Here is a 25,803-nt window from a genome sequence, read left to right as displayed (position 1 = left end):
TAAGTTAGTTTCCCAAAAGTCCCTTACTATTGTGATATTCCGGTTTTGTGGAGCTCTTTGCAGAGTCTTTCGGAATCGGAATCAGAAAAATGTGAGCGCGGTGAATCTCCTGCTTCTTCAGACGATGAACTGCCGCTTTCGCTTTTCTGAGATTTACTTGTTGGACTACCTTCATCTTTAGACGATGAAAACTTACGTTTTTGCGATTTTCCTCTAGGACTCTCATAATCCATAGACTCATAACCACTACTTGTTGTTGCCTCAGCTTTAGAGCTTACGTTTTCAGTATCAGTTACCAACCCGGAAGAGTAACCGCTGCTGCTGTCATCCTTTTTACTCTCCTCTATCTTTTTAAAGGTAGTAGTAGTATTTCTAGTACCTTTAGCACACCGTCGCTCTTTCAAAAACAACTTTACTTCCCTAGTGCTAAAACTACGGTCAAGGTAGTATCTATTTTTGCCTTCTATAATTGGAATAGATTCTAATGCGCTTTCATCGGGATAACAGTTTTTAAGTGCTACGTCAGGGCATACCCTATATTCTCGCACCTGGGAATCTACCCATTCGTTCTTTTTAGATCTCACTACCTTTTCGACGATGTTAATGTCGATATCTTTTATTTCCACTTTTCCCTCATGCTCCCGACTAAAAAGTTTTTTTAAGTTAAGTAAGGCACTACGACTTATATTAGCAACAACTGTTGTTTCTTGGTTTTTCTCACAATTAGAAAGAAATTGAAATGGAAACTCATTGAGATCATAGGCTTCTTCCTTATTGACACGATACTCTTCTTTCGTCTTATCTATTACCTTCTGTAAATATTCTTTTACATTAACACTATCATCAATTAAACTAGCAATCTTCCCATTTTTTACAATAAAGTTAGTCTGATGACATTCCAAAATCTGATTATTAAGGTTAAACGCATAAAGCAATGCTTTAAACAACTCTTCTTCTTTCTCTGAAAGTGATGAACCACTTACAATTTTTTCATAAGCCTCTTCAAAAACCTCATGAATCTTTTTACAATCCTCCCTTACATTATCGCTTTGCGATAACCAATAGCCTATTGGCTGACTAGTCCCTGCTGATCCACTTTTATTAGCACCTTTCCATGATAAATCAATAGGTTCTAATTGGGTAAGTTGCTGTGACTGCATACACTGATTTCCTGCTGATCCACTTTCACTAGCACCTTGCCATGATGAAGGTCCTGCACTTGGAGCCGGTGATGACCAAGGGTTCGGTTGCTGAGTCCAAGGATTAGTACTTGCTTGCGCATTTTTAGCAGCAACTACCTCAGCAGCGCCTACATTATGGTGCAGCAGCTCCACTGACCCTTGCCTGGCAGACTCCTTTAATGCGTCACCCTGACTCCGCGTGGGAAATCCCTGTATCGATGTTCCAGTTAAGTCAGAATTTGGACCATTAGGCACTGGCGTCGGTGGAGGAGTTGGAGATGAAGGCGACAATGCTTGCAAACGAAGCTCAGGGTCAATGGACAGTTCATGTTTTGCATTGATTACAGAGCTTTCTATTATTTTAGTTATCACACAGTGAGAAATTTCTTTATTGGAAAAGTCTATGCCATATACCCCACTGCTTCCATTTACTTTGAATGTTGCTTGAGTTTTATCACTCATATCATCAAGTACAGGATTATTAAATTTATGATTTATATCACGTGCTTCTTCCTTTGTTAAAAACCTAGCTCCTCTATTACTTAGTATAACAGGTATAAGAATTGAGGTTTCCTCTCTATTCAAAGGAGAGGCACACAAAAAGGCACTTGTCACCACACGTGTTGATGGATCAAGAACTTCCATTATCAAATCTTTAAATGCCCTTATATCACTACGACTTTTGCTATCAGCTTGAAGATCACGGCCTATAAGCCATGCGGCACGCCGTGTTACACTATCAATAAAACGAGCGTCATCAAAAACATCTTTGATATATACACTATTGCCTTTAACTTCCAGAGGGTTCTTAGGAACATTTTCATATCTTTCTCTCATCCTGAATAAAAACTCACGCTCAAATTTCTTGCATAATTCTTTATTAGGAAATTCATCATGCCACAAATATTTTTTCTCGTTAAATGCTATAGTTATGGTACTAACTCGCATATCTTCTAGAACATCTTTTTTAAGTGAAGAAGCTAAGTGAGACTTTAGATTAAAAATTACACCCTTATCTATAGGTGCTAGAAACTCAAACCCACCATGCTTACCCACAGACCAGGATCCTTTATAGTTGTTAAATGGAAAAGATTTAACATCAAAAATTAACTTGGCTGTATTTAACACTACCTCATCCGTATCTCCTTCTTCAATACCGTAGAACTCACCTACTATTTTCCTTTTTATATTGTAAAGATATTCGCTACACTGATAATCCTGCATACCTTTATCAAATGAAACTATAATACAGTCCTTCCCGCCCCTGCTTTGCAGCTTAAAATTAGTTTTAACTGCATTGAAATCATAATTATTAACATTAAAAGCATCAACCAATGCTCTTACTATTTCTGTATTAGGCATACCAACCTCCCCATTTTTAAATTATAACAACTACTCTTTACTTAACGTCTAGGACCACCAGGATTGTTTTTCTGCTCAGACTGACGCCTCCTTTCTTCTATCTCCTTGGCTTTTTCACGATGATCATCAAGCCTTGCTCCTTTAACTCCCAGCAATTGTCCACCACCTTGGCCCTTATTCCGCTCATCCCATTCTTTTTCTCCCTTGAACCTTTCTTTATCATTACCACTATGCATATTGACTCCTAAGTAAAAATATTATGTAACTAGTATACTAAAAATAAAATTTAGTGCAAGCACTTTTTTATATTTTTTTTCAAAAAATTTTATTCACTCTTTTTCATAAAACACAAATTTCAAGATTCCAGCGTCACGTGCTGGAATGACAAGTCATTGGCAACCCTAAGTTCCCTACGTCATACCGCGATTCATTCGCGGTATAGATTCCGCTAACACGTAGCGGAATGACGAACTGTCGACACCTATCTATATGCCCCTGGATTCCAGTGTCAGCTACTTTAATGACAAGGTTATGGGTGTCATCCCAGTACTGGGATCTATGAACCCTAGACCACATGACAAAAAAGAAATCACTAACTACCTCCATGATTACGTCTTTCCTACTGATTGACCTTCTACAAGATTATTAGCTTTTGGACCAGTAAGCTCTGATGAAACTTTTGCTTGAGCATTATTCACAGAACCTTCATTCTCAGCACCATTCCAAACACCAACTGTAAAATCATATTCATAATCAGCAACAGAACTTTTGACAGATTGATTCGGAGCTCTTCTGTTAGCTTGATTAGATTGCTCTGGGACTTCTCTGTTAGAAGCAGATTCCCGAGCAGATTGTCCTGAAGCACTTCCGCTAGGAATAGAACTCTCAGCAGATTGATTCGAAGCTTCTTTGCTGAAAATAGAGCTTTGAGCAGGCCGGCTTGGAGTGCTTCCGTGGGTCTCTAGGTTTTTTCTTATTTGCCGATTACTATCGCATCCATAAATAGTCCTGTTTCTCACCTGCCTCGTCTCCGTTGCAGGCTGCTCCGCAGGTTTCGATGGACACACCTGTTTCTTCGGTTCCTCCTGCTTCTTTTCTTCCATTTTTGGTTTTTGTACCTTACTATCCTCATTATTTATAGCTTGTTTATGTGAAAGGTCCATCGGAATTTTTAGAGGTTCCGGTAAAAGATCAAACTCTGGTTTGCTCAGAACAACCGGTCTTACAAATCCGGGTGAAACTTCAAAAAGGGAAACTGGCACAGCGGGCTTTTCTCTTGCATCCACTTTTATTTCTACGTTTTCGCAAACTTCTTTATTTTCTTCCTTTAATGATGTTTTTTCTGCTTTTTTATCTTCTGCTTTATTTGTTTCTTCTTTAGACGCCTCTATTATAGCTGCTAGCTCAACTCCAAACATCTCTGCGAACATTGTAATAATCCATCCGGTAACGGCCATCTGTATCCTGAGTTTAAGATTTTGTAGAGCCTCGAGCCTTTCAAGCACCCTTGCAAACTCCTCTTCTGATAACTCACCACTGTTTAATTTTTCCTGCAATTCTTTTATCTCTTTGTCCAACCTCTGATCGAAACTTAAATCGCGTGCAAAAATCTTCTTGATTAACTCCTTAAGCTTATCACGCAAAAACTTAATTATCGCAGCAAGCCAGTTTTTTTCTTTCTTCTCCTTGAGCATTTGGTAGATTTTCGGATCATCTACATTTACTTCAAAGAGGTTGAAGAGAGATTCAAAGAAGTTCCAGAAATCTCCCAGCGTTCTTTCACCAGTGAAGTCACCCTCATCATCTCCTTCGGTATTTAGTTCTGCTTGAGATGATATTTCATCGATACAACTAGAAGCCTGATGCTCACACTCGAGCCTCTTAAGTGAATCTTGTCTGGCAAGCTCTTCCATGGCCGCTTTTAGTTCGTTTAACTTCTGCTCCGCAGACAAATCTTGCTCCCTGATTTTTCCTTGGAAGATTGAGCTACCGTTTTCGTTATTATCTGAAAAATTTTCCATTACTTTTGCCCCCTGAATAAAATTACTATCTTTATTGTTACCTGAAAAGCTTTCCACCATTTTTACTCCCTTCATAAAACTTAATTCTACAGTACTAAATATTTAAGAAATATTAATGTAAAGATGTCAATAAAATTATTTACATCTTTACACTATATTATATCATACACCATTTAATCTTTCAATAATATTTTTTATTCTTGCTGCTTCTTCAAACTCTAGCATGTGCTTTTTTTAAATTAGTTAAGTTTATTTTTGTTCCCATCATCACTTTTTCTTGTAAAGTACTTGATATAGTTTTTATCATACTCTTTGGCATAATATTTGCAACATACTTTATCTATAAATGGAAATTATTATACTTGCAGCTAGACACAATTTGAAATAATTTACACTATAAAGTTAAGGAACGAGATCCCAGTGTCACGCACTGGGATGACAGCAGTCCTACGTCATACCGCGATTCATTCGCGGTATAGATTCCGCTAACAAGTAGCGGAATGACGAATTTTTGTTTTTCAAATTATCGTAAGTCACTTTAGCTATATCAGAGCAATAGAGGTAGTGCGTAGAGGAGCTTGCCAGACAAGATTCACTTAAGAGGCTCGAGTGTGAGCATCAGGCTTCTAGTTGTATCGATGAAATATCATCTCAAGCAGAACTAAATACCGAAGGAGATGATGAGGGTGACTTCACTGGTGAAAGAACGCTGGGAGATTTCTGGAACTTCTTTGAATCTCTCTTCAACCTCTTTGAAGTAACCCCAGTTGCGGATTAGAAGTCAGTGAAAAAGATAGGGAAATAGGGTAAACTCCGGAAACATATTATCAAAAAGTAGAGAGGTTACCCATGAATAAAAATGTAACAGAATTATTTTGCTTTGTAGACGATTTTTGCAAGGCTATAAACAAAAATTTCGCAGAAAAACTCCTGCCAAACAGTAAAAAACCTACCAGAACGCCAGAGATTACGCATTCTGAAATTCTTACTATAATTTTACTTTATCAACAATCTAGATGTGAGGACTTTAAATCTTTCTATACATATTATTTGAAAGCACTATATGGATCTGAGTTTCAAAATTTGCCAACATATAGTAGATTTATTAGGCTAAAACCGAGGGTTTTATGGTATTTAGCATTACTTTTGCAATGGCTATGTGAGCAGTCGAAAATGACAGGGATTTCGTACATAGATGCAACATCTATCGCTGTTTGCCATCCAAAAAGAATCTCAAGAAACAAAGTTTTCAAAGGATTGGCAAAGCTTGGAAAGACTACATATGGCTGGTTTTTTGGTTTTAAATTGCATATGGTAATTAATGAAAAAGGTGAAATTCAAGGAGTTACACTTACTAAAGGTAACGTTGACGACAGAAAACCAGTACCAAAATTAACTGAAAAACTGACTGGTCTTTTGTTTGGTGATAAGGGCTATATAAAGAAAGAGCTCTTTGCAAAACTCTTCGATAGAGGACTAAAACTCGTTACCAAAGTAAAAAAAGGTATGAAAAACACATTAATGCTACTTGAAGAAAAGATTTTTTTAAGAAAAAGGTCGATTATTGAAACAGTTTTTGGCTACCTAAAAGACAGACTTGAGCTTGAGCATTCAAGGCACAGGTCTCCAATAAATTTCTTGGTGCACGTCTTTTCCACATTAGTTTCATATTCCATGAAGCCTAAAAAGCCCTGTATTTCTAGATTTTACTATATTGATTAATCCGCAACTGGGGTTTTGAAGTAAATGTAGATGATCCGAAAATCTACCAAATGCTCAAGGAGAAGAAAGAAAAAAACTGGCTTGCTGCGATAATTAAGTTTTTGCGTGATAAGCTTAAGGAGTTAATCAAGAAGATTTTTGCACGCGATTTAAGTTTCGATCAGAGGTTGGACAAAGAGATAAAAGAATTGCAGGAAAAATTAAACAGTGGTGAGTTATCAGAAGAGGAGTTTGCAAGGGTGCTTGAAAGGCTCGAGGCTCTACAAAATCTTAAACTCAGGATACAGATGGCCGTTACCGGATGGATTATTACAATGTTCGCAGAGATGTTTGGAGTTGAGCTAGCAGCTATAATAGAGGCGTCTAAAGAAGAAACAAATAAAGCAGAAGATAAAAAAGCAGAAAAAACATCATTAAAGGAAGAAAATAAAGAAGTTTGCGAAAACGTAGAAATAAAAGTGGATGCAAGAGAAAAGCCCGCTGTGCCAGTTTCCCTTTTTGAAGTTTCACCCGGATTTGTAAGACCGGTTGTTCTGAACAAACCAGAACTTGATCTTTTACCGGAACCTCTAAAAATTCCGATGGACCTTTCACATAAACAAGCTATAAATAATGAGGATAGTAAGGTACAAAAACCAAAAGTGGAAGAAAGGAAGCCGGAGGGACCGAAAGTGGCTGTGTGTCCACCTGCTCCAAAGACTGCAACGGGGACGAAGCAGGAACAAATAAAGCATAGTTATGGATGCGATAGTGATTGGAGAAAAATGACAGGGCAAGGTAATAATAATACCCATCAAGCTTCGAATCAATCTGCTAAGAGTCCTGTTCCTAACCCAGGGCAACCTAACGGAAGTGCTCCAGGAAAATCTGTTCAGGAATCTGCTTCTGACAAAAGAGCTCCAAATGAAAGTTCTGTTGCTAATTGTGGATTTGATTTTAACATAGGTACTTGGAATGGTGCTGAACATGAAGGTTCTGTGGGTGATGTTCAACCACCAAAAGAATTGACTAATGATGTAAAAGTTGAGAAATGTGTAGAAGGTCAGTCAGTAGGAAAGGCGCCATAATGAAGATAGTTAGATCCCAGTACTGGGATGACACCCATAACCTTGTCATTAAAGTAGCTGACACTGGAATCCAGGGGCATATAGATAGGTGTCGACAGTTCGTCATTCCGCTACGTGTTAGCGGAATCTATACCGCGAATGAATCGCGGTATGACGTAGGGAACTTAGGGTTGCCAATGACTTGTCATTCCAGCACGTGACGCTGGAATCTTGAAATTTGTGTTTTATGAAAAAGAGTGAATAAAATTTTTTGAAAAAAAATATAAAAAAGTGCTTGCACTTAATTTTGTTTTTAGTATATTAGTTACATAATATTTTTACTTAGGGGTTAATATGCATAGTGGTAATGATAAAAAAGGTTTTGATGCTGAAAAGTGGAAACGTGAGAATACAGCACCAGGTGGTGGTATAGTGCAGGGAGCAAAAGGAATGAGGTATGATGATCATAGTGATAAAGCCAAGGAGCTACTAGAAAGGAGGCGTCAGTCTGAGCAAAAAAATAATCCTGGTAGTTCTATGAAACGTTAAGTAAAAGGTAGTTGTTGTAATTTAAAAATGGGGAGGTTGGTATGTATGGTAGAGAAATAGTGAGAGCGTTGGTTAGTGCTTTTAATGTACATAATTATGCTCGTAATACAGTTAAAACTAATTTTACGCTGCAAAGCAGGGGCGGGGAGGACTGTATTGTAGTTTCATTTGATAAAGGTATGAATAGGTATCAGTGTAGCAGGTATCTGGACAGTATAAAGAGGAAGATAATACGTGAATTCTATGGCATTGAAGAAAGTAATGATAAAGAAATATTGGATACAGCCAAGAAAGATTTTGATGTTACGTCTTTTCCATTTAACTATATCTATAAAGGGGACTGGTCCGTAGATAAGCAAGGTAGAATTGAGTTTGTAGTACCTGTAGATCAAGGTGTAATTTTTAATTTGAAGTCTCATTTGGCTGCTTCACTTGCAAAGGGTGTTCTAGAAGATATGCGAGTTAGTAGCACAGCCGTACCATTCAACAAGAAAAAGTATTTATGGTGTGGTGAATTTGATAATGGAAGATTAAGTCAGCAATTTGAGCGTGAATTTTTATCAAGGATGGAGAATAGATATGGGTATAGGAATGGTTTTAAGAACCCTCTGAAGGTTAAAGGCAATAGTGTATATATCAGGGACGTTTTTGATGACGCTCGTTTTATTGATAGTGTAGCACGGTATATTACATGGCTTAAAGGTATGGGTCTCCAGGCTGATAGCAAAGTTCGTGGTGATGTAAAAGCATTTAAAGAGTTGATAATGGAATTTATTGATCAACCAACGGAAATAATAATAGCTGGCTTTGTATGTGCTTCTCCTCTAGGTAGAGAAGAGGCCTCAGTTCTTATACCTCTTGTATTGAATGGCGGAAGAAAGCGGATATTGACAAATGAAGAAGCTCTTAAACTAAATCATGCATTTAATGGTGCTGTATTTAATGATCTTTATGGTGGAACCCAGGGGGAATTAGCAATAAATGGAGGTAATGGACTGTATAGCATAGACTTTTCCAATCCAGAAATTTCTCACTGTGTGATAACTAAAATAATAGAAAGCTCCGTAATCAATGCAAAACATGAACTGTCCATTGACCCTGAGCTTCGTTTTCGAGCATCGACGCCAGTGCACAATGGTCCAAATTCTGACTTAACTGGAACATCGATACAGGGATTTCCCACGCGGAGTCAGGGTGACGCATTAAAGGAGTCTGCCAGGCAAGGATCAGAAAAAGAAGAGGGAAGTGGGCCGCGGGTGCTGCACAATTCTGTAAGTTTAGCTGTAGCTGGTCCATCATCGGCTCCAAGTGCAGGACCCTCATTATGTCCACAGAGTGGACCTTTATCATCGAGAGGTACTCAGGCAGGTAGTGAGAAAGAAGAAAAGTTGATTGAAGCATTGCTTGATATGTTTAACTTCAATAATTATATAGACGAGATTCATACCAATTTTACTTTAGAAAATGGGAAGATTGTAGGTTTTCTTAATGTTGATAAAGGAGAATATTTACAGAAGGTAAGAAATGATATAATAAAAAAGCATTGTGGCACTGAGGAAGAAGCAAGAAAAGTCTATGATTTCGGTCAGCTTCCATTCGTCTTTCCTCCTGATTCTAATTATGAGGAAGACGAAGGAGTAACAGATATTGCATATAATGTACGTGGTGCCGTATTTAACTTAAAAATCCATCTTATTCAGGAATTTAAGAGAGGTGTAGAAGACGAAGTGATTAAAAAGCTAGAAAAAGAAATGAAAATGAAAAAGGAAGAAGTTCGTAAATGTATAAGAAAATCTGTTCATCTAGAAAAAGTAAGCAATCCGACTTCTTACCTATGTGATATATCTTTTAGTAACGAATATTTTCAAAATCAATCAGAGTTATCTGAGGAACTTGGGATTGATGTTGAAACGTTATTTAAGGAATTTAAGAATATTTATGTTGAAGAGTTTAAATCAAGGTTGAAGAAGTGTAATTTGGATGTTAGTTTAGTTAGTCATGATGGTAATATGTTGCATATAAAAAATGCTATCGACATTGAGTTCGTCAAAAAAGTAAAGAAATGTGCACGTAAAGAAGTGCCTGTTAATCAATTTCCTCGCAAAGAGGTAATAATGGAAGTTCCAATTGTATTGCAAGATGGATTCTATATACTTGACACGAGTGAGATCCCTTCTGAAACACGGCCACCGCTTAGACAGCGAGCACGTCCTATTGAAGGTACATCAAAAGCTGGAAAGGGGGAGCCTAAAGGTAATCAAGACAGCGGTTACTCTTCCGGGTTCATAACTGATGCTGAAAACGCAAGCTCTACTGAGGCAACAACAAGTAGTGGTTATGAGTCTATGGATTGTGATAATACTGGAGGAGGATCGCCAAAACGTGCTCTAGAATTGAGTATGGGAATGGAAGAATTGGCAATATCCACAGACCTGGATGCCACTAAGGTCAAGCAGCACTCTCCCATAAAAAAATTTAGAAGCAATTGATCTAATCCACTACTCTTAGCCACCTAAGCGTTTTATTAGGGTTGGGGCCAAAGTCTCTAACCCTAAAGGCGCTGGTGTTAATTTTTCTCATCCATTGTAAATATTGTACCGTACTAAATATTTAAAAAGTATTAATATAAAGATATCAATAAAATTATTTACATTTTTATACTATGCCTATAGCATCATATATTACTTAACCTTTCAATAATTTTTTTATTCTTGCTGCTTCTTCAAACTCTAAATTTTCAGCATGCGCTAACATTTGCTTTCTCAAGTCATCCTTATTAGTATTTACTTTTGGTTCTGCTATTGCCCTCTCCTGTAAGGTGTTTGATATAGGTTTTATTATAGTCTTTGGTATAATGTTATGTAACGTATTATATTCCTCCTGTTTTTTTCTTCTTCTTTCGGTCTCTCTTAATGCACGATCTAAAGAACCAGTGATTTTATCTGCATATAAAATTACTCTACCTTCAGCATTACGTGCAGCACGACCGATCGTTTGAATGAGCGATGTTTCTGATCGCAAAAATCCTTCTTTATCAGCATCTAAAATTGCAACCAAACCACACTCTGGAATGTCAAGACCTTCCCTAAGCAAGTTAACACCTACTAAAACGTCAATTTCTTTAGATCTTAATTTACATATAATCTCTATTCTTTCCAGCGCACCAATATCAGAATGCAAATAACTCACTCTCATATTCAATTCACTCATATATTCAGCTAAATTTTCAGCCATTTTTTTTGTCAGTGTAGTGATTAAAACACAAAATCCCTTTCCTATTGTCACTTGTGCCTCATGAATTACATCATCAATTTGACTCTCTATTGGTTTCACAATGCAGATTGGGTCTGTAAGCCCTGTTGGACGAATAACTTGCTCTATAAATACATTATTGGTTTTTTCTAACTCATACTTTCTAGGAGTAGCTGAAATGTAAATAGTCTGCGGCCTAACTTTCTCCCATTCTTCAAATTTTAATGGACGATTATCAAAAGCGGAAGGGAGCCTGAAGCCATAGTCAATCAACTTTTCTTTACGCACCTGATTACCACTGTACATCGCACCAACCTGAGGAACGGTGACATGACTTTCATCAACAAATAAAATTACATCTTTGGGTAAATATTCAAACAAAGTAGGCGGTGGATCCCCTGCTTCCATTCCATAGAGATAACGCGAATAATTTTCAATACCTTTACATATTCCTGTTGTCCTCATCATTTCGATATCAAAATTAGTGCGTTGCTCGAGGCGCTTTGCTTCAACAATCTTGTTCTGTGAGTAGTAATAATCCAAGCGTTCATTTAGCTCTTTTTTGACTAGTTTAATTGCCTGCAACAGAGTCTCACGCGTGGTTATGTGATAGCTGTTTGGAAAAATGGTGATTTTATCTATGCGTTTGGTAACATTGCCAGTTATTGCATCAATCTCAGAAATTTCTTCTATTTCATCGCCAAGCAGCGATAAACGCCAAGCTTTGTCTTCATAATAGGCAGGAAATATATCGATAATATCGCCACGCACTCTGAAATATCCTCTCTCAAATCTGACATCAGAGCGCTTGTATTGGAGATCAGTTAAGCTGCTCAAGAAATCATTAATACGAATTTTATCTCTAACACTTAAGGGTATGGTCATGCTTAGGTAGCTTTCAGGCGAGCCAAGACCGTATATACAGGAAACACTAGCAACTACGATCGTATCCCTGCGCTCCAAAAGCGAGCAGACGGCAGAATAACGCAGCATGTCAATTCTTTCATTGATTGCAGAGTCTTTTTCGATATAAGTATCAGTTTGTGGTAAATAAGCTTCAGGCTGATAATAATCATAATAAGAAATGAAGTACTCGACGGCATTATGGGGAAAAAACCCTTTCATTTCCTCATAAAGCTGTGCTGCTAAAGTTTTATTGTGTGCCATAATTAATGCAGGCCTATTTGTTCTTGCAATAACATTTGCCATAGTAAAAGTTTTCCCAGAACCAGTAACCCCAAGTAAAACCTGATCTCTTTTACTGCTATTTAGCCCTGCAATTAAGCTATCGATTGCCTGTGGTTGATCTCCAGCTGGTTGAAAATGTGTAGTGATTTGAAATTCCATGAGTTCTACCTATTATATTTTCATAATGTGTTTATTATTGTATAATACACTTACTAGTGTAAATAAGGTATGAAAGTGAATGTAAATAGATGTAAGAAATTCTATTTTTTCCTTTTATAGAGCTTGCTCCAAATTCTATTGTTAGTTAATACAAAAAACACTGTTAAAATTATAAAATACGCCACTACTTTAAGTCCAAGTTTATGCCTACGCTCTAATTCTGGCTCTGCTGCCCATTGTAGAAAATTTATCACATCATACGCCATATTTTCAACTGTGGCTTGTCTTGCACCATCATATTCCACCATTCCTTCAGAAAGTGGTGGCGCCATAGCTAATCTGCCTGTTGGAAAATACGAATTAAAATATAAATCATTTTCATCGTGCTCGCCGTTTTGATAGCCTGTCAGCAGTGAATAGACATAATTTGCACCATCATGCCTTGCTTTAATAATTAACGATAAGTCTGGTGGAGCAGCACCATTATTGCTTGCTGCAGCTGCTTCTTTTGTATCAAAAGGTGCAATAAAATAATCCGAAGGTATTCCAGGTCTGTCAAACATTTCACCCAAATCGTTTGGGCCATCTTTAACTTGATAAGAAGCTGCAATTTGTTTTACATCCTCTTCAGAAAAACCAACATCTTGCAAATTACGAAACGCTATTCTATTCATTGAATGGCAAGCAGCACAGACTTCTTTATACACTTTATAGCCACGTTGAATTGACTCTCTATCGAAAGATCCGGTAATTCCATCAAATTTCCAGTCTATTTTTTTATTTGGTGATGGCTTGAATTCTTCTGCACACACAAAATTAGCAAGAAGTAATATACAAAATATAGCTAATATATTTCTAACCAGCATTATTCTATCTCCGGCACAGAATCACTTAAGGTTTTTGGTGGTTCTTTTGGCTTTTCATACTTACTAAGCAGTGGTAAAACTATCACAAAGTATGCAAAGTAATAAAGAGTAGATAGCCTACTCATAGTAATGTAAGGTTCTTTCACCTCTTGTCCACCAAGCCAGGCAAGAAGTGCAAAATTTATTGCAAAAACCCAAAAAAATTTCTTGAATACCGGGCGATAAGCACCACTTTTAACTTTTGATCTATCAAGCCAAGGTAACAGAAACCACACTAAAATAGACGCAAACATGGTAAGCACACCAATCAGTTTATCCGGAATTGAACGTAGCATTGCATAAAAAGGTAAAAAATACCACTCTGGCACTATGTGTACCGGAGTTACCATAGAGTCAGCTTCTATATAATTGTCTGGATGCCCAAGATAATTGGGAGCATAGAAAACAAATGCGAACAAAACTACAAAAAACAGACCAAAAGTTATGCAATCCTTGACTATATAATAAGGATAGAGAGGGATGGTATCCTTATCTGATTTTACCTCCACTCCACTTGGGTTACCAGAGCCAAACCTATGCAGAGCTATCACATGAAGCATAGCTAAAGCAATAATAACAAAAGGCAGAAGATAATGCAGAGCGAAAAAACGGTTAAGTGTTGGGTTATCCACTGAAAAACCACCCCATAACCATATAACTATTTTATTGCCAACTAAAGGTATAGCAGAAAATAAGTTGGTTATAACTGTTGCACCCCAGAAACTCATTTGTCCCCAAGGAAGAACATATCCCATAAAGGCAGTTGCCATCATTGCAAAAAATATAAATATACCAACAAACCACACCATCTCTCGTGGCCTCTTGTAAGATCCGTAATATAACCCACGCATTATATGAACATAGACTACCATAAAGAAGAGCGATGCCCCGACAGCATGAGTGTAGCGTATTAACCACCCGTAATTCACATCTCGCATTATGCGCTCTACACTATTAAACGCATAATCAACATGCGGAGTGTAGTGCATAGCAAGAAATATACCTGTTATTATTTGTAAAATCAGCGCTATACCAGCCAAAGAGCCAAAGTTCCAAGCATAATTTAAGTTTTTTGGCACTTGGTAAGAAGCAGTGTGTCTTAGAAAAGAAAATATAGGCAGTCTATATTCTATCCATCCTAATATGCCTCTTTCTTCTTCTATCGTTGTTTTTTTTTTAGTATCATCTTGCATAACTTAAAGCTTTCTCTACCTTTAACTCGTTTTATTGTAGCAACTTATCCTTTACACACAAATAAAAAGTTTAAAGCGATATTAATTACTACCTCTTCAGCAACCTATCACGTGCCGCATTTAATTTTTGTGCAAAATATTCCGAGCCTCCCTTATCTGGGTGAACTAATTTCATTAAATTTTGATATGCTTTATTAATTTCATTTTGACTTGCCTCAGGATTCAGCCCTAATATCTTTAATGCTTCATCTTTGGACATGTTATCACCAGTGTAATTTTCAGTACAACTTCTACTGCTATTAAATTCGTTCAAAAACTTACTCAATATAGAGTTCATCATGAAACTTATGTTATTTTTTTTTGTCAGGAAAAGAAAAAATACAACAACGCTAGGCAAGACAAATGTAACTACTATGAATATCAAAAAAAGGAAAAAGATGAATGACATGTATATTTTTTTATCATTTTATGATTAAATAGTAACAATTATAATCGTCATGGTAAATAACATGTTCATCCAGATTGAAGAAACACCAAACCCAAATACGCTAAAATTCCTTCCTGGATTTGAAATTTTAAACGAAGGAGAAACGGCTGATTTTTCAAATGCAAATGAGATAAAAAATTCTAAACTAGCAGCAAATCTTTTTCAAATAGAACATGTGGTAAGAGTGTTTTTTGGCCATGATTTTATTTCAGTAACAAAATCGAATGGAATGAATTGGGATATAGTAAAGGTGGAAATTTTAACCACAATTATGGATCACTTTACTTCAGGTGGAAAAGCGCTAGATAAAGAAGGAGTGAATGATAATAATATATCAGATGAGGAATTTTTCGATGAAAATGATATAGAAATTGTAAATAGAATAAAAGAATTGATGGAAAGTTATATCAAACCTGCAGTTGCTCAAGACGGTGGTGATATCAAATTCCGTGGCTATAAAGACGGGATAGTTTATGTTGAGCTGCAAGGAGCTTGCTCTGGATGCCCAAGTGCTGCAATTACTTTAAAGCAAGGAGTGCAGAATATGCTGAGCTACCACATACCAGAGGTTGCAGGTATAGAGACCACACTATGACTAATCAAACGGTTAGAGGAACAAAAGATCTCCTGTTTGATGAATGGTATAAGTTTAAATACATCCAGCAAACAGCAAATAGAATCTCAAATTTATACGGCTTTTTGCCCGCCCAAACTCCAATATTTGAGTACACGGAGGTTTTTACAAAAACCTTGGGTGATAGCTCAGACATCATCACTAAAGAGATGTACACCTTTAATGATAAAGGGGGAAAGAGCATAACTTTACGTCCTGAGTTCACTGCAGCGATTGTTAGACTATTAATCGAAAAAAAATTACAAACACCGATAAAATTATTCTCAACAGGACCTGCATTTCGCTATGAAAGACCACAAAAGGGAAGACAGAGGCAATTTCATCATATAAATTTTGAGGTTTTTGGTGTAGAAGATTCAAAAGCCGATGTTGAATTGATATCACTCGCTCAGCACTTACTAACTGAATTTGGCATCAATAAAAATGTAAAGCTGGAAATCAACTCTCTGGGTGATAGTGAAACAATAACTAAGTATAGAGAAGCTTTGATCTTATACTTTACAAAGTATCAAAACGATCTATCAGAAGATAGCAAAAATAGGTTGATCAAAAATCCACTCAGAATACTAGATTCTAAAGATGAAACAGATAGATCAATAATTTCTGGTGCGCCTAAAATCAGTGATCACTATACAAAAGAATCTTCATATTTCTTTGACCAGGTGTTAAATGGACTGCAAGCTCTTGGCATACCTTACACTGTAAATAGCAAATTAGTTCGAGGTCTAGACTATTATTGTCACACAGTATTTGAATTTGTCACAGAAGATTTAGGTGCACAAGGGGCAGTTTTTGCAGGAGGAAGATATGATAATCTAGTATCTTCAGTAGGTGGAAAACACACTCCAGCAATAGGATTTGCAGGAGGTATTGAACGCATAATGGAGTTAATCAATTATTCTCCGAAAGAAGAGAGACCCATTTACCTCATTCCAATTGGCAGAGAGGCTGAAGAATATGCCATAACACTTGCGAATGAATTGCGTAGAAATGGTTTATATGTAGTCTACGAATATAGCGGAGCACTTAGAAACCGAATGAAAAAAGCAAATCAAGCAAATGCTAAAGCTGCTTTAATTTTTGGCGATGAAGAATTGAGTAGTAAAACTTTAAAGATTAAAAACATGGATACAGGTGAAGAAAAAATAATTGCTCGCGATAACACAATAGAAAACATCTAATTAGGAGCAATGCAAATGTTTTTCTCAGTCAGCTATAGAAGAAAATTCGTCTGCACAAGAATTTTTCATAGCGTTCAATGTATCATAATCTGTAAAATCTAATTTTACTGGTGTAATAGTAATAAACCCTTCTTTTATTTTATCTACACTACCACTGCCTGAGTGCTCTCGAGACCAATTTAAGCTAAAAGAGCCATTCGAATTTTCAGTAAAAGTTAAATCCCCATCAATGTTATATTCACCTTGTTCAGCAAATTCTACTCCTTTCACTTTTTCCGTAGCAGGAAAATTCACACTCATCACTATGTTTTTAGGCCAACCAACCTTAACTAGCTTGGCAATAACCTTTGGTGCAAAAACCTTTGTATTGTGCCAGTCTATTTTATCATGATAAACTTGGCTCAGCGCAATAGAAGGTATAGACCTTGCAGCACCTTCCATTGCAGCACCTATTGTTCCTGAATAACAAATATCGTCCCCGACATTTGATCCAATATTTACTCCGGACAATATTAAGTCTGGTTTTTTATTCATAACTTTATTTAGCGCAATAATGACACAATCTGCAGGAGTACCAGACACACTAAATTCCCTTTCACTATGTTGTTTTATTCCAATAGATTGTTTCACTTGATAATCAAGAGATCTTGCAGCTCCGCTTCTATCAGTATCTGGTGCTACTATCCATATTTCTGACGCAAAATTCCGTGCAATCTCTTTGAGTAATTTTATTCCTTCACTTCCAAAGCCATCATCGTTTGTTATCAATATTATCATATACAATACTCAGCTATACAGTTCCAAATTATGTAAACCACTGGCTGTAAATAAACTCATGAGGCTTTAAGTTTCTTTGCATAACTGTGGACTGTAACAAAGAACCTGCTGTAAATCAATAGATTTCTTGCACAGGCCACAACTGTCATTCAGTAGAAACAAAAAACTTACTTGACATCCTTCGCCAGCCCCCTTATCATGACAGTGAAGCTATTTCATTTAACTTCGCAATCTGTGCAGATTAAAACGACAAGAAAACTTGTATTTGGCGTACTATGCTTAATTTTTTGCACTATGTGTACCTTATGTCTTTATCAAATTTCTAGGTTTTTACCTATATAAGCTGAAACGCGCTTACAAAGCGTTCAAGACATCACCCAACGTCAAATTTTAAAATAGAGAGTGAATAACTAGCTACTGCGGGTTTTCTATGCCTTTTTTTTCTGCCTGGTAAATTTCTTAAATATTAAAGCTAAGGTTAGTTGCATTTAAAAGCAGCTAAATTGCAGCGTTTAAGACTTAAAAAACGCCAATACTGAAAATAGACAATGACCAGGGCTTCTTTTGCCTTTTTTTTCGTTTGGTAAATTTCTTAAACATTTATAGCTAAACGACAACCGTCATCCCGCTGCTTGTTAGCGGCTAAGAGATACCGCGAATGAATCGCGGTATGACGGTTAAGCAATTCGTCATCCTGCTACGTGCTAGCGGGATCTAGAGATACCGCGAATGAATCGCGGTATGACGGTGTAGATGATGGTTAAGTAATTCGTCATCCCGCTACGTGTTAGCGGGATCTCTTGTTAGCGGATGAGATACCGCGAATGAATCGCGGTATGACGGTCTGCGGCGGTATGACGGTTCGTGGCGGTATAGCAATTCGTCATCCTGCTACGTGTTAGCAGGATCTATGCTGGGAGATACCGCGAATGAATCGCGGTATGACTGTTAAGTAGGGTGTCATCCAAGTAGCTGACACTGGGATCTATTTTGCATGTAACTCCAATTGTGTTTTGGCATAAAACGCGACGCGTATTAGACTTATTTGCAAGCAAAGCTTGCTAGATCCCAGTGGAGTGTGTTGTTTAGTTGCTGCTTTAATCATATATTGCTGTAACAGACCTTCAAATTCACTTGAATGTTGAACCTGTAGCTAACGGAGAGCTAACAGTAAGTTGAAGAATAAATATTGTAGTTTACCATTTAATAATTTGTTATAATTGTATTAATTATTAGCGAATAAAAACTTGGTAAACTACGAAGAAATATTCTTAAATAAAATCAAAGATATAAAAGAGGAAGGGCGCTACCGCGAATTTACGCACTTTGCGTCATTGCCAGGTAGGTTTCCCCACATTATGGACTATGAAAGAAATAGGGAAGTAATAGTCTGGTGCAGTAATAACTATTTGGGAATGTCACAAAATGAGAGTGTAATTGCCGCTATTCAAAATTCATCTGTTGGCGCTGGAGGAACGAGAAATATATCTGGTACAACAAAAGAGGTTGTCGAACTTGAGAAATCTTTAGCTGATCTGCATAAAAAAGAGGCTGCTTTAACTTTTGCTTGTGGCTATCTCGCTAACCAGACAACACTTAGCACTTTATCGTCTGTTATTCCGGGCGTGGTAATTTTTTCAGATGAGAAAAATCATTCTTCAATGATAGAAGGTATAAAGTCAGGGAAAAGACCGAAACACATATTTAGGCATAATGATGTTGATCACTTAGAGCAGTTGTTAAAGTCCGTAGATACAAAAACACCAAAGATAATAGCACTTGAATCCGTATATTCAATGGATGGCGATATAGCGCCGCTTGAAGCGATATGCGATCTTGCAGATCAACATAATGCAATCACCTATTTGGACGAGGTGCATGCAGTTGGCATGTATGGACCGCGCGGTGGCGGAATTGCAGAAAGAGAAGGTCTGATGGATAGAATAACCGTTATTCAAGGTACACTATCGAAGGCTTTTGGAGTGATGGGTGGGTATATCGCGTCTTCAAAGAGCTTGGTAGATGTAATAAGAAGTTCCGCTCCAGGATTTATTTTCACTACTGCTATGTCGCCTGTTTTAGCAGCAGCAGCAAAGGCAAGCGTTGAACACCTAAAATCAAGCAACATTGAAAGGGAAAAGCAAAAGCAAGTCGTTGAAAAAGTAAAAAACTCACTGAGAAAAGCAGGAATAAACTTCATTCAAACAGAAACTCATATAATTCCAATAATAATTGGCAACCCAGAGTTATCCAAAAAAGCATCAAAATTATTATTTGATGAGTATGGAATATACGTTCAACATATAAATTACCCGACAGTTCCCAAGGGAACTGAGCGTTTCCGTATTACTCCTACACCTTATCATACAGATGAAATGATAGAGCATTTGACAGAATCTCTTGTAAAGGTTTTTGAGAAGATCAATATCTCCTTGAATGTATTTGACCACTATATGTAACTGAGGGACCATGGACTATACTTCCGGGACTTTCCTCCATAGCATCATTCAAATTATTTTCTAAGCTTTCTATAGGGTCCCCACAATATTCTAATATAGGAGGCTGTTCGTCATCAGTATCAATCATTTCAAAATCTAAATCCAGTAACTCCTCTTCATCATCACTAGTGTCACCTACCATTTTGCTTTGAAGTTCAGAACCTAAGGTTAGAGACTGTTTTTCATGGTTAATATCCATTTCTTTCCGGTCTAAATCTCGTATTTTTCCTTTAGCTTCTTCAATCAATTCAATAATTTTTTCTATATTCTTATACTTTTGTAAGGAACCTCTTACCTTGCGTGCAAGTTCGAGAATGTCACTTCCTTCTTCAACAAAATATGCATATCCATTATTATCATTATATGCAAAGCAATTTTCTTTAAGTTTCTCATTCACCAAGCTCGGTTCATCTTCTAATATAAATTTTACCACATCTAAATTTGCATTTTCAATAGCCTCAACTAAGTACTGAAACTTTTGTTCTTTGTTGAATTTTCCAAGCTTTGCCAAGGCTTTTACTACCTCCATGCAGTTACTATTGTCAATCACACTCATCACATTAATTCTGTCTATATTTTCAATACGAGAAATTAAGAATTTTATTATCTCAGACTTTTGAACATCATCATCATCCACGAATCTAGTTAACAAATCCTGTATATAATCATTATCCCATTCATTTTTCATACTATTTAAAATTAAATTTACTAATACCACATTTTTTTCTTGAACAGCATACCTTGGAAATAATTCACCATTATTTATTATCTCTTTTTCTTCCTTAATTACTCGAGTTTGTTCCTTTTCTTTTTTTACAAGACTTTCAAATAATTGTTCTATTCTTTTGTGTAAGCTATCATAACCACTAGCATGCATACAGATAAGTACAGCAGACATTGTTTTATAATCTTTATTACTTATATTATATTGTTGACCACTACGTGTATTATATTTTTTGTCCAAAATGCTAAACGCATCCTCTAAGGTCTTTTCTTCTTTCCGTTTGCTTTTTAAATCTATACGTAGTACCTCCTGAACCAGCCTATGAATGTTTGATAAATCAGATTTGCTTCCTTGATTAATCATTGAATAGTTTCTAAGTAGATTTATAGGACCTGCTACTTTATTTTCTTCTACTAACCTTGAGAACATTGAATTCTGAATATTATCAGGTACAAGATAAGCCATAACGCTTAGAATTCTTATAGCTTCTTTACCATATTTCGTATCACTTGCTATTTTATCAAGCGTAACTTTCCATGTTGTCATGACCGTTTTCATATATGGATCATTATTGTTTTTATGAAGGTCATAACTTAATAATCTTTCTGCTTCTTTATAAGATTTATCATACTTCTCCAAATAATCTTTAATTCCAAAACTTGAATCCAAAATCCTTTGCTGCTTAATATAAGCAACTGCTTGTTGTAATGCCAGTGGAAGGCCTTGAAGTTTTTCTGCTAACTCTTCTATCCCTTTGCCATACAAATTGTTGTTTTCTTCTATTTTTAACTCTTGCTTTATAAATCTGCTGGACTCTTCATTAGTAAATACACCAAGCTCTACTGGATGCACTCCTGTATTCTTCCACTTATTGTACCTAGAAGTTATCAAAACATGAATTTTGCTAAGATCTTGATGAGGTAAAAATCCTTTAACTGAATCATAGTCATCAACATTGTCAAAAACAATTAAAGTTTTTTGATTATCAAGGCTATTTATTTTTTCATATACATCATTAACATTTTTTTCCTCCCCTTCTTTAACTCCTATTTTCTTAGCTAATTTTTCAAATGAATCTTGTATACAATAGTTCTCAGCATCAATCCAAAAAAATGTTCTTATATTTCTCTTTATTCCTTTCTACAGATTTAGCAGCTAGCTGTGTTTTGCCTATCCCTCCTAATCCAGTGATAGATACTTGTGACGTCAAAACTTGTATGGAACAGTTTTTTTTTAAGTTTGCCTCTGACCCTTGCATTTCCTTCTCTCTTCCTGTAAAATTGTCAACTGTTTGAGGAGGTATGATATTAAATTTTTCTTCTAACCTTTGCAACTTCTCTTCTCTTCCTACAAAATTATCTACTACACGTGGCCGTTTATTAATTATTTCATTCTTATCATAAACACACTGAAAACCATCTGGCCCTTCTTTTTCGCCAAACTCTATTTCTTCAGCACTATCACTTTCAGCTTTCCTTTTAGTCTTATTTCGCATAGAACAACCTGCAGTTCTGAAAGCTGCAACTAATGGAGGTTTTATGAATTTAGCTACTGGAATAATGGATACTGCAGCATTAGCCAAAAATCCGCCTACTTCGTTAATACTCGAATTAATAAAAGCTTCTCGAACTTCCTCTAATATTCCCTGTTCATTTTTCTTGTTTATTGGCATACCCCCCCTTAAACACAATTACACATATATTATAAAGCTGTTGCATCTGACCTGCACTCAGAGCCACACTCTCTACCTATTAAATAAGTTTTTTTATTCTACTATAAACATATTATCATGTCAACACTGGTATGATCGTTTTTATGTGATTTTTATAACTGGATGTCAGTGCCAAATGACACCGTTTATTATTTCTGAATGAATCTTATTGTATATCTCCAGCAATGATTAGCCCCTTATCCTCCATTAGCCTGCCACCGCTTTCTTGCAGAAAAAGTCTACCGAGCAAGGCTTTATATTTGTTAACTCCAGAGTAAACTATTCCTCTGTGCCTTCCTGCTGCAAGGTATGCAAAGCCTAAAATTGTTGAACCGATGGAGCGTACACTACTATTGCCAGGCAGCAATTTATTTAACAAATTACCACTTACATCTATTAGACCCCCTTCACGGCTTTTCACTCGCATTTTTATATGACGAGATCTAAAATCCTCAAGAAAAGCACCTTTCTTTTCTTCTGCCCAAAAAGTTTCTCTAAGAGCCGGAGCATCAATTACAGCTGCTATAACTTTATTTTTATGAATGAGACAAACTGATACTGCAAAATAAACCATACAACTAGAAAAGTTCTCCCTGCCCTCTATAGGCATAATAAACCAGGTATAAGTGTCATCTTTTGCTTCTTGATCAGTATCATCTTCAAAAATAAAATCATAGTCTCGTTTGTAGTCGTGCAAGCAATCATATATGGTTTGCTTGGATTTTGAATAAGTTTTATTAATAAAGTCCGCTGATTTAACATTAGAAATTTGCAATTCATTAAAATCGCGCATAAGTTGCTTGGAGGCACTGCGTACAGAATCAAGCATCACATTAATTCGTGGTGATGAGATGGACATTCTTCCTTTTACTCTTTTACTCTTTCATAATAGCTGTCATCTGGAGTGTATACTACAATTTTATCCTCTTCTTTTATAAACTGAGGCACGTTAACGCGCATTCCGTTTTCCAAAATTGCAGGTTTGTAAGAAGAAGTAACTGTCTGCCCTTTGATAACAGACTCTGTTTCTCTCACAGCAAGTGTAACATAATCAGGCACATGCGCAGAAAGTATTTTATCTTGGTAAGTTACTACTTTAATTTTCATATTCTCTTGCAAATAAACCTTTTTTTCTCCTAATAAATCTAAATTTATAATAGTCTGCTCATAATTACTTGGATGCATAAGATTTACAATATTTCCTTCAGTAAAGAGATAAACATACTCCTCTTCATCTAAAATTGCCCTTCTGATTGTTGCATCAGAACGAAATCTTTCATAGTGTTTTGCTCCGGTCTTGATATTTTTCATCTCGGCTTGTATGTATGCACCACCTTTACCAGGTTGAGTATGCATAATACCTACAACCAAAAATAATCCTCCGTTATGTTCCAACACCTGACCTGGTCTGATATCGTTAGCTCTTTCTGCCATAATTACATTTTCAACTTGATCTTATAATTATAAATAGCTTTATATAAATATCAAAGTCTTTATTAGTCAATAAATTCTGGTATATTTAATACTATATACCTCCCCTTTATATTTATATGTGGAAATATCTCTTTAGTGAAAGATAGCATAATGCGTTTTTTTGTGCTGATAACTAAAATTTCTAATATATCCCCTGAGCCGAAATTATACACAGATTTTACATAGCCATATAGTTCATGACTTTCCAGCCTTACTTCCATATCCACAAGGTCACTTTGATAAAATTCATCCTCATCATTTAGCTCTGGTAACTTGCTTCTTTCTATATATAGCTTCTTATTTCTTAAAAGCTCTGCTTCATTACGGGAATTTACTCCGCTTATTGTAGCTATTACTAAATTATCACCTATGACGGATACTGAGTCTATTTTATAATTCTCATCACCACTTATTAGCTCACCATATAAGGATATATTTTCAGGTTTTTCGGTAAAAGTTTTTAATTTAACAGCTCCTTTAATTCCGTGAGGAGAGGTAATCATTCCGAGATATACTAAGTTGTTGCTCATATTAATCTAATCAGAAGATTTCTCAGATAAGTATTGTCTAAGAATCTCAATTCCTTCATCAATCTCATTTTCAGTGATAATGAGTGGAGGTAAAATTCTCACAACGTTATCTGATGTTACGCCAACAGTCAGCAAGCCGCGGTAACTTAATTCCTCTGCAAACTTTTGATTGTCTGCTTTCACCTTTATTCCAAGCATTAACCCTTTCCCTCTCACTTCTTCTATTATTGGAAATTTACTTGCTAAGTCTTCTAATTTATTTTTTAAATACTTACCTCTAATTTCAACATTTTTCAAAAAGCCAGGACTTAGCAATTCCTCAAGCACAATATTGCCTACTGAGGTTGCAAGCGGATTGCCACCAAAAGTGGAACCGTGCATACCGACCGCCATATACTTAGCAGCCCTTTCAGTTGCAAGACAAGCCCCTAGCGGAAACCCGCCACCTATTCCCTTTGCAAGAGCACATATATCAGGTTCCACTCCTATATGTTCGTATGCGAATAATTTTCCTGTCCTACCAGCACCACATTGCACGCAATCAAAAAATAACAATATGTCATTTTCATCACACAGCTTTCTTAGCTCTTTCATAAAGACTTCATTCATTACTTTGATACCACCTTGCCCTTGTATTGGTTCTATTAATATAACGCCTATACCACTTGAAATTGCTTTCTTTACACTCTCAATATTGGGCTCGATATTATCACACCAATCAATGTATGGATTTAGTAATTCAGAAAATTTCTGTTTATCGTTTGTAGCACAAGTTAGGAAGGTCCTTCCATGAAATGCACCATGGAATGTTAAAATTCTGTGACGGGTTTTATTGCCTTTTCCGTTTTGATAGATCCTAGCAATCTTAAGCCCACATTCTACTGCCTCTGATCCAGAATTTGAGAAAAATACAGTGTCAGCAAAACTGTTTTTTATTAATTTTTCTGCAAAATTATTGGCAGCAGGTATATTATAGGTATTTGTTATATGCCATAACCTTTCTCCTTGCGATTTAAGGGTATTAACTAATCGCGAGTTAGCATGACCTAAGCTACTAACAGCTATTCCAGAGTGAAAATCTATGTAGCGCTTACCGTCAATATCATACAAGTAAATACCTTTACCATAAGAAAAATTTATGTTAACAGGAGAATAAACTGGCAAAATAGGAGAAATTGTCATAAAATATTATATGCTAAATTTTATTATT

21 protein-coding genes and 2 pseudogenes are annotated in these 25,803 nt (G+C 36.3%); 9 read left to right on the top strand and 14 right to left on the bottom strand.

Annotated features, from left to right (window positions below):
- Positions 1-26: 26 nt before the first annotated feature.
- The 3 genes from NBW37_RS06510 to NBW37_RS06500 all read right to left on the bottom strand — a co-directional run bounded on the left by NBW37_RS06510 (position 27) and on the right by NBW37_RS06500 (position 4,624).
- Positions 27-2,543, bottom strand: coding sequence for a hypothetical protein (locus tag NBW37_RS06510; protein WP_250296213.1), 2,517 nt, complete (start codon positions 2,541-2,543; stop codon positions 27-29).
- Between the two features lie 41 nt (positions 2,544-2,584).
- Positions 2,585-2,779 carry a hypothetical protein gene (locus NBW37_RS06505; RefSeq protein ID WP_250296212.1) on the bottom strand — a complete coding sequence of 65 codons (195 nt, stop codon included), beginning with the start codon at positions 2,777-2,779 and terminating at the stop codon, positions 2,585-2,587.
- Positions 2,780-3,151: 372 nt separating this feature from the next.
- Positions 3,152-4,624, bottom strand: a complete 1,473-nt coding sequence (locus NBW37_RS06500; RefSeq protein ID WP_250296211.1) for a gas vesicle protein GvpG — start codon at positions 4,622-4,624, stop codon at positions 3,152-3,154.
- A gap of 508 nt (positions 4,625-5,132) precedes the next feature.
- Between NBW37_RS06500 and NBW37_RS07810 the strand changes: the two are divergent.
- From NBW37_RS07810 to NBW37_RS06475, 5 genes and pseudogenes are all read left to right on the top strand, one after another.
- Positions 5,133-5,324, top strand: a pseudogene (locus NBW37_RS07810) (hypothetical protein); the annotation flags it as partial.
- A gap of 89 nt (positions 5,325-5,413) precedes the next feature.
- The gene (locus NBW37_RS06490) at positions 5,414-6,286 is read left to right on the top strand and encodes an IS982 family transposase (RefSeq protein ID WP_250295817.1); all 873 of its coding nucleotides are present in this window, start codon (positions 5,414-5,416) and stop codon (positions 6,284-6,286) included.
- Positions 6,287-6,300: 14 nt separating this feature from the next.
- Positions 6,301-7,353: pseudogene (locus NBW37_RS06485) on the top strand (gas vesicle protein GvpG); the annotation flags it as partial.
- 333 nt (positions 7,354-7,686) lie between these two features.
- On the top strand, positions 7,687-7,881 hold the full coding sequence (locus NBW37_RS06480) for a hypothetical protein (protein ID WP_250296209.1): 195 nt from the start codon (positions 7,687-7,689) through the stop codon (positions 7,879-7,881).
- Positions 7,882-7,922: 41 nt separating this feature from the next.
- The gene (locus NBW37_RS06475) at positions 7,923-10,370 is read left to right on the top strand and encodes a hypothetical protein (protein WP_250296208.1); all 2,448 of its coding nucleotides are present in this window, start codon (positions 7,923-7,925) and stop codon (positions 10,368-10,370) included.
- A 196-nt stretch (positions 10,371-10,566) separates the two neighbouring features.
- Here NBW37_RS06475 and uvrB read toward each other — a convergent pair whose 3' ends face one another.
- The 4 genes from uvrB to NBW37_RS06455 all read right to left on the bottom strand — a co-directional run bounded on the left by uvrB (position 10,567) and on the right by NBW37_RS06455 (position 14,918).
- Positions 10,567-12,480, bottom strand: a complete 1,914-nt coding sequence (gene uvrB, locus NBW37_RS06470; protein WP_250296207.1) for an excinuclease ABC subunit UvrB — start codon at positions 12,478-12,480, stop codon at positions 10,567-10,569.
- A 101-nt stretch (positions 12,481-12,581) separates the two neighbouring features.
- Positions 12,582-13,346: a cytochrome c1 gene (locus tag NBW37_RS06465; RefSeq protein WP_250296206.1), complete on the bottom strand. Its 765-nt coding sequence runs from the start codon at positions 13,344-13,346 to the stop codon at positions 12,582-12,584.
- Positions 13,346-14,578, bottom strand: coding sequence for a cytochrome b (locus NBW37_RS06460; RefSeq protein ID WP_250296205.1), 1,233 nt, complete (start codon positions 14,576-14,578; stop codon positions 13,346-13,348). Before NBW37_RS06460 ends, NBW37_RS06465 begins: the two co-directional genes overlap by 1 nt.
- 88 nt (positions 14,579-14,666) lie before the next feature.
- Positions 14,667-14,918 (bottom strand): J domain-containing protein, encoded by a 252-nt coding sequence (locus tag NBW37_RS06455; RefSeq protein ID WP_250296204.1) that lies wholly within the window; start codon positions 14,916-14,918, stop codon positions 14,667-14,669.
- A 169-nt stretch (positions 14,919-15,087) separates the two neighbouring features.
- Between NBW37_RS06455 and NBW37_RS06450 the strand changes: the two genes are divergently transcribed.
- Together NBW37_RS06450 and hisS are read left to right on the top strand one after the other, a co-directional pair.
- Complete coding sequence (locus NBW37_RS06450; RefSeq protein WP_250297015.1) at positions 15,088-15,660, top strand: NifU family protein; 573 nt, start codon at positions 15,088-15,090, stop codon at positions 15,658-15,660.
- Positions 15,657-16,880 (top strand): histidine--tRNA ligase, encoded by a 1,224-nt coding sequence (hisS, locus tag NBW37_RS06445; protein WP_250296203.1) that lies wholly within the window; start codon positions 15,657-15,659, stop codon positions 16,878-16,880. The genes NBW37_RS06450 and hisS overlap by 4 nt, the downstream gene beginning before the upstream one ends.
- 24 nt (positions 16,881-16,904) lie before the next feature.
- Here the strand turns inward: hisS and surE are convergent, their stop codons facing one another.
- Positions 16,905-17,657, bottom strand: coding sequence for a 5'/3'-nucleotidase SurE (surE, locus tag NBW37_RS06440; RefSeq protein WP_250296202.1), 753 nt, complete (start codon positions 17,655-17,657; stop codon positions 16,905-16,907).
- Between the two features lie 1,076 nt (positions 17,658-18,733).
- Here surE and NBW37_RS07915 point away from each other — a divergent pair.
- Together NBW37_RS07915 and hemA are read left to right on the top strand one after the other, a co-directional pair.
- On the top strand, positions 18,734-18,802 hold the full coding sequence (locus NBW37_RS07915; protein WP_458695353.1) for a TomO hydrophobic C-terminal domain-containing protein: 69 nt from the start codon (positions 18,734-18,736) through the stop codon (positions 18,800-18,802).
- Positions 18,803-18,904: 102 nt separating this feature from the next.
- On the top strand, positions 18,905-20,116 hold the full coding sequence (gene hemA, locus NBW37_RS06435) for a 5-aminolevulinate synthase (RefSeq protein ID WP_250296201.1): 1,212 nt from the start codon (positions 18,905-18,907) through the stop codon (positions 20,114-20,116).
- Here the strand turns inward: hemA and NBW37_RS06430 are convergent.
- The 6 genes from NBW37_RS06430 to NBW37_RS06405 form a co-directional block, all read right to left on the bottom strand.
- Positions 20,079-21,770 carry a hypothetical protein gene (locus NBW37_RS06430; protein WP_250296200.1) on the bottom strand — a complete coding sequence of 564 codons (1,692 nt, stop codon included), beginning with the start codon at positions 21,768-21,770 and terminating at the stop codon, positions 20,079-20,081. The two genes, hemA and NBW37_RS06430, sit on opposite strands and share 38 nt — an antisense overlap.
- A 208-nt stretch (positions 21,771-21,978) precedes the next feature.
- On the bottom strand, positions 21,979-22,551 hold the full coding sequence (locus tag NBW37_RS06425) for a hypothetical protein (RefSeq protein WP_250296199.1): 573 nt from the start codon (positions 22,549-22,551) through the stop codon (positions 21,979-21,981).
- Positions 22,552-22,756: 205 nt separating this feature from the next.
- Positions 22,757-23,449, bottom strand: coding sequence for an inositol monophosphatase family protein (locus NBW37_RS06420; protein ID WP_250296198.1), 693 nt, complete (start codon positions 23,447-23,449; stop codon positions 22,757-22,759).
- 8 nt (positions 23,450-23,457) lie between these two features.
- Positions 23,458-24,024: an elongation factor P gene (efp, locus tag NBW37_RS06415; protein WP_250296197.1), complete on the bottom strand. Its 567-nt coding sequence runs from the start codon at positions 24,022-24,024 to the stop codon at positions 23,458-23,460.
- A 62-nt stretch (positions 24,025-24,086) separates the two neighbouring features.
- The gene (rimM, locus tag NBW37_RS06410; RefSeq protein WP_250296196.1) at positions 24,087-24,593 is read right to left on the bottom strand and encodes a ribosome maturation factor RimM; all 507 of its coding nucleotides are present in this window, start codon (positions 24,591-24,593) and stop codon (positions 24,087-24,089) included.
- Positions 24,594-24,599: 6 nt separating this feature from the next.
- Positions 24,600-25,775: an aspartate aminotransferase family protein gene (locus NBW37_RS06405; RefSeq protein ID WP_250296195.1), complete on the bottom strand. Its 1,176-nt coding sequence runs from the start codon at positions 25,773-25,775 to the stop codon at positions 24,600-24,602.
- Positions 25,776-25,803 lie beyond the last annotated feature (28 nt).

The sequence above is a fragment of the Wolbachia endosymbiont of Oedothorax gibbosus genome, from assembly GCF_936270145.1.
Classification (GTDB): Bacteria; Pseudomonadota; Alphaproteobacteria; order Rickettsiales; family Anaplasmataceae; genus Wolbachia.
Note: the sequence above shows the minus strand (reverse complement) of the source record. Positions and strands in the feature narration are given on the sequence as shown.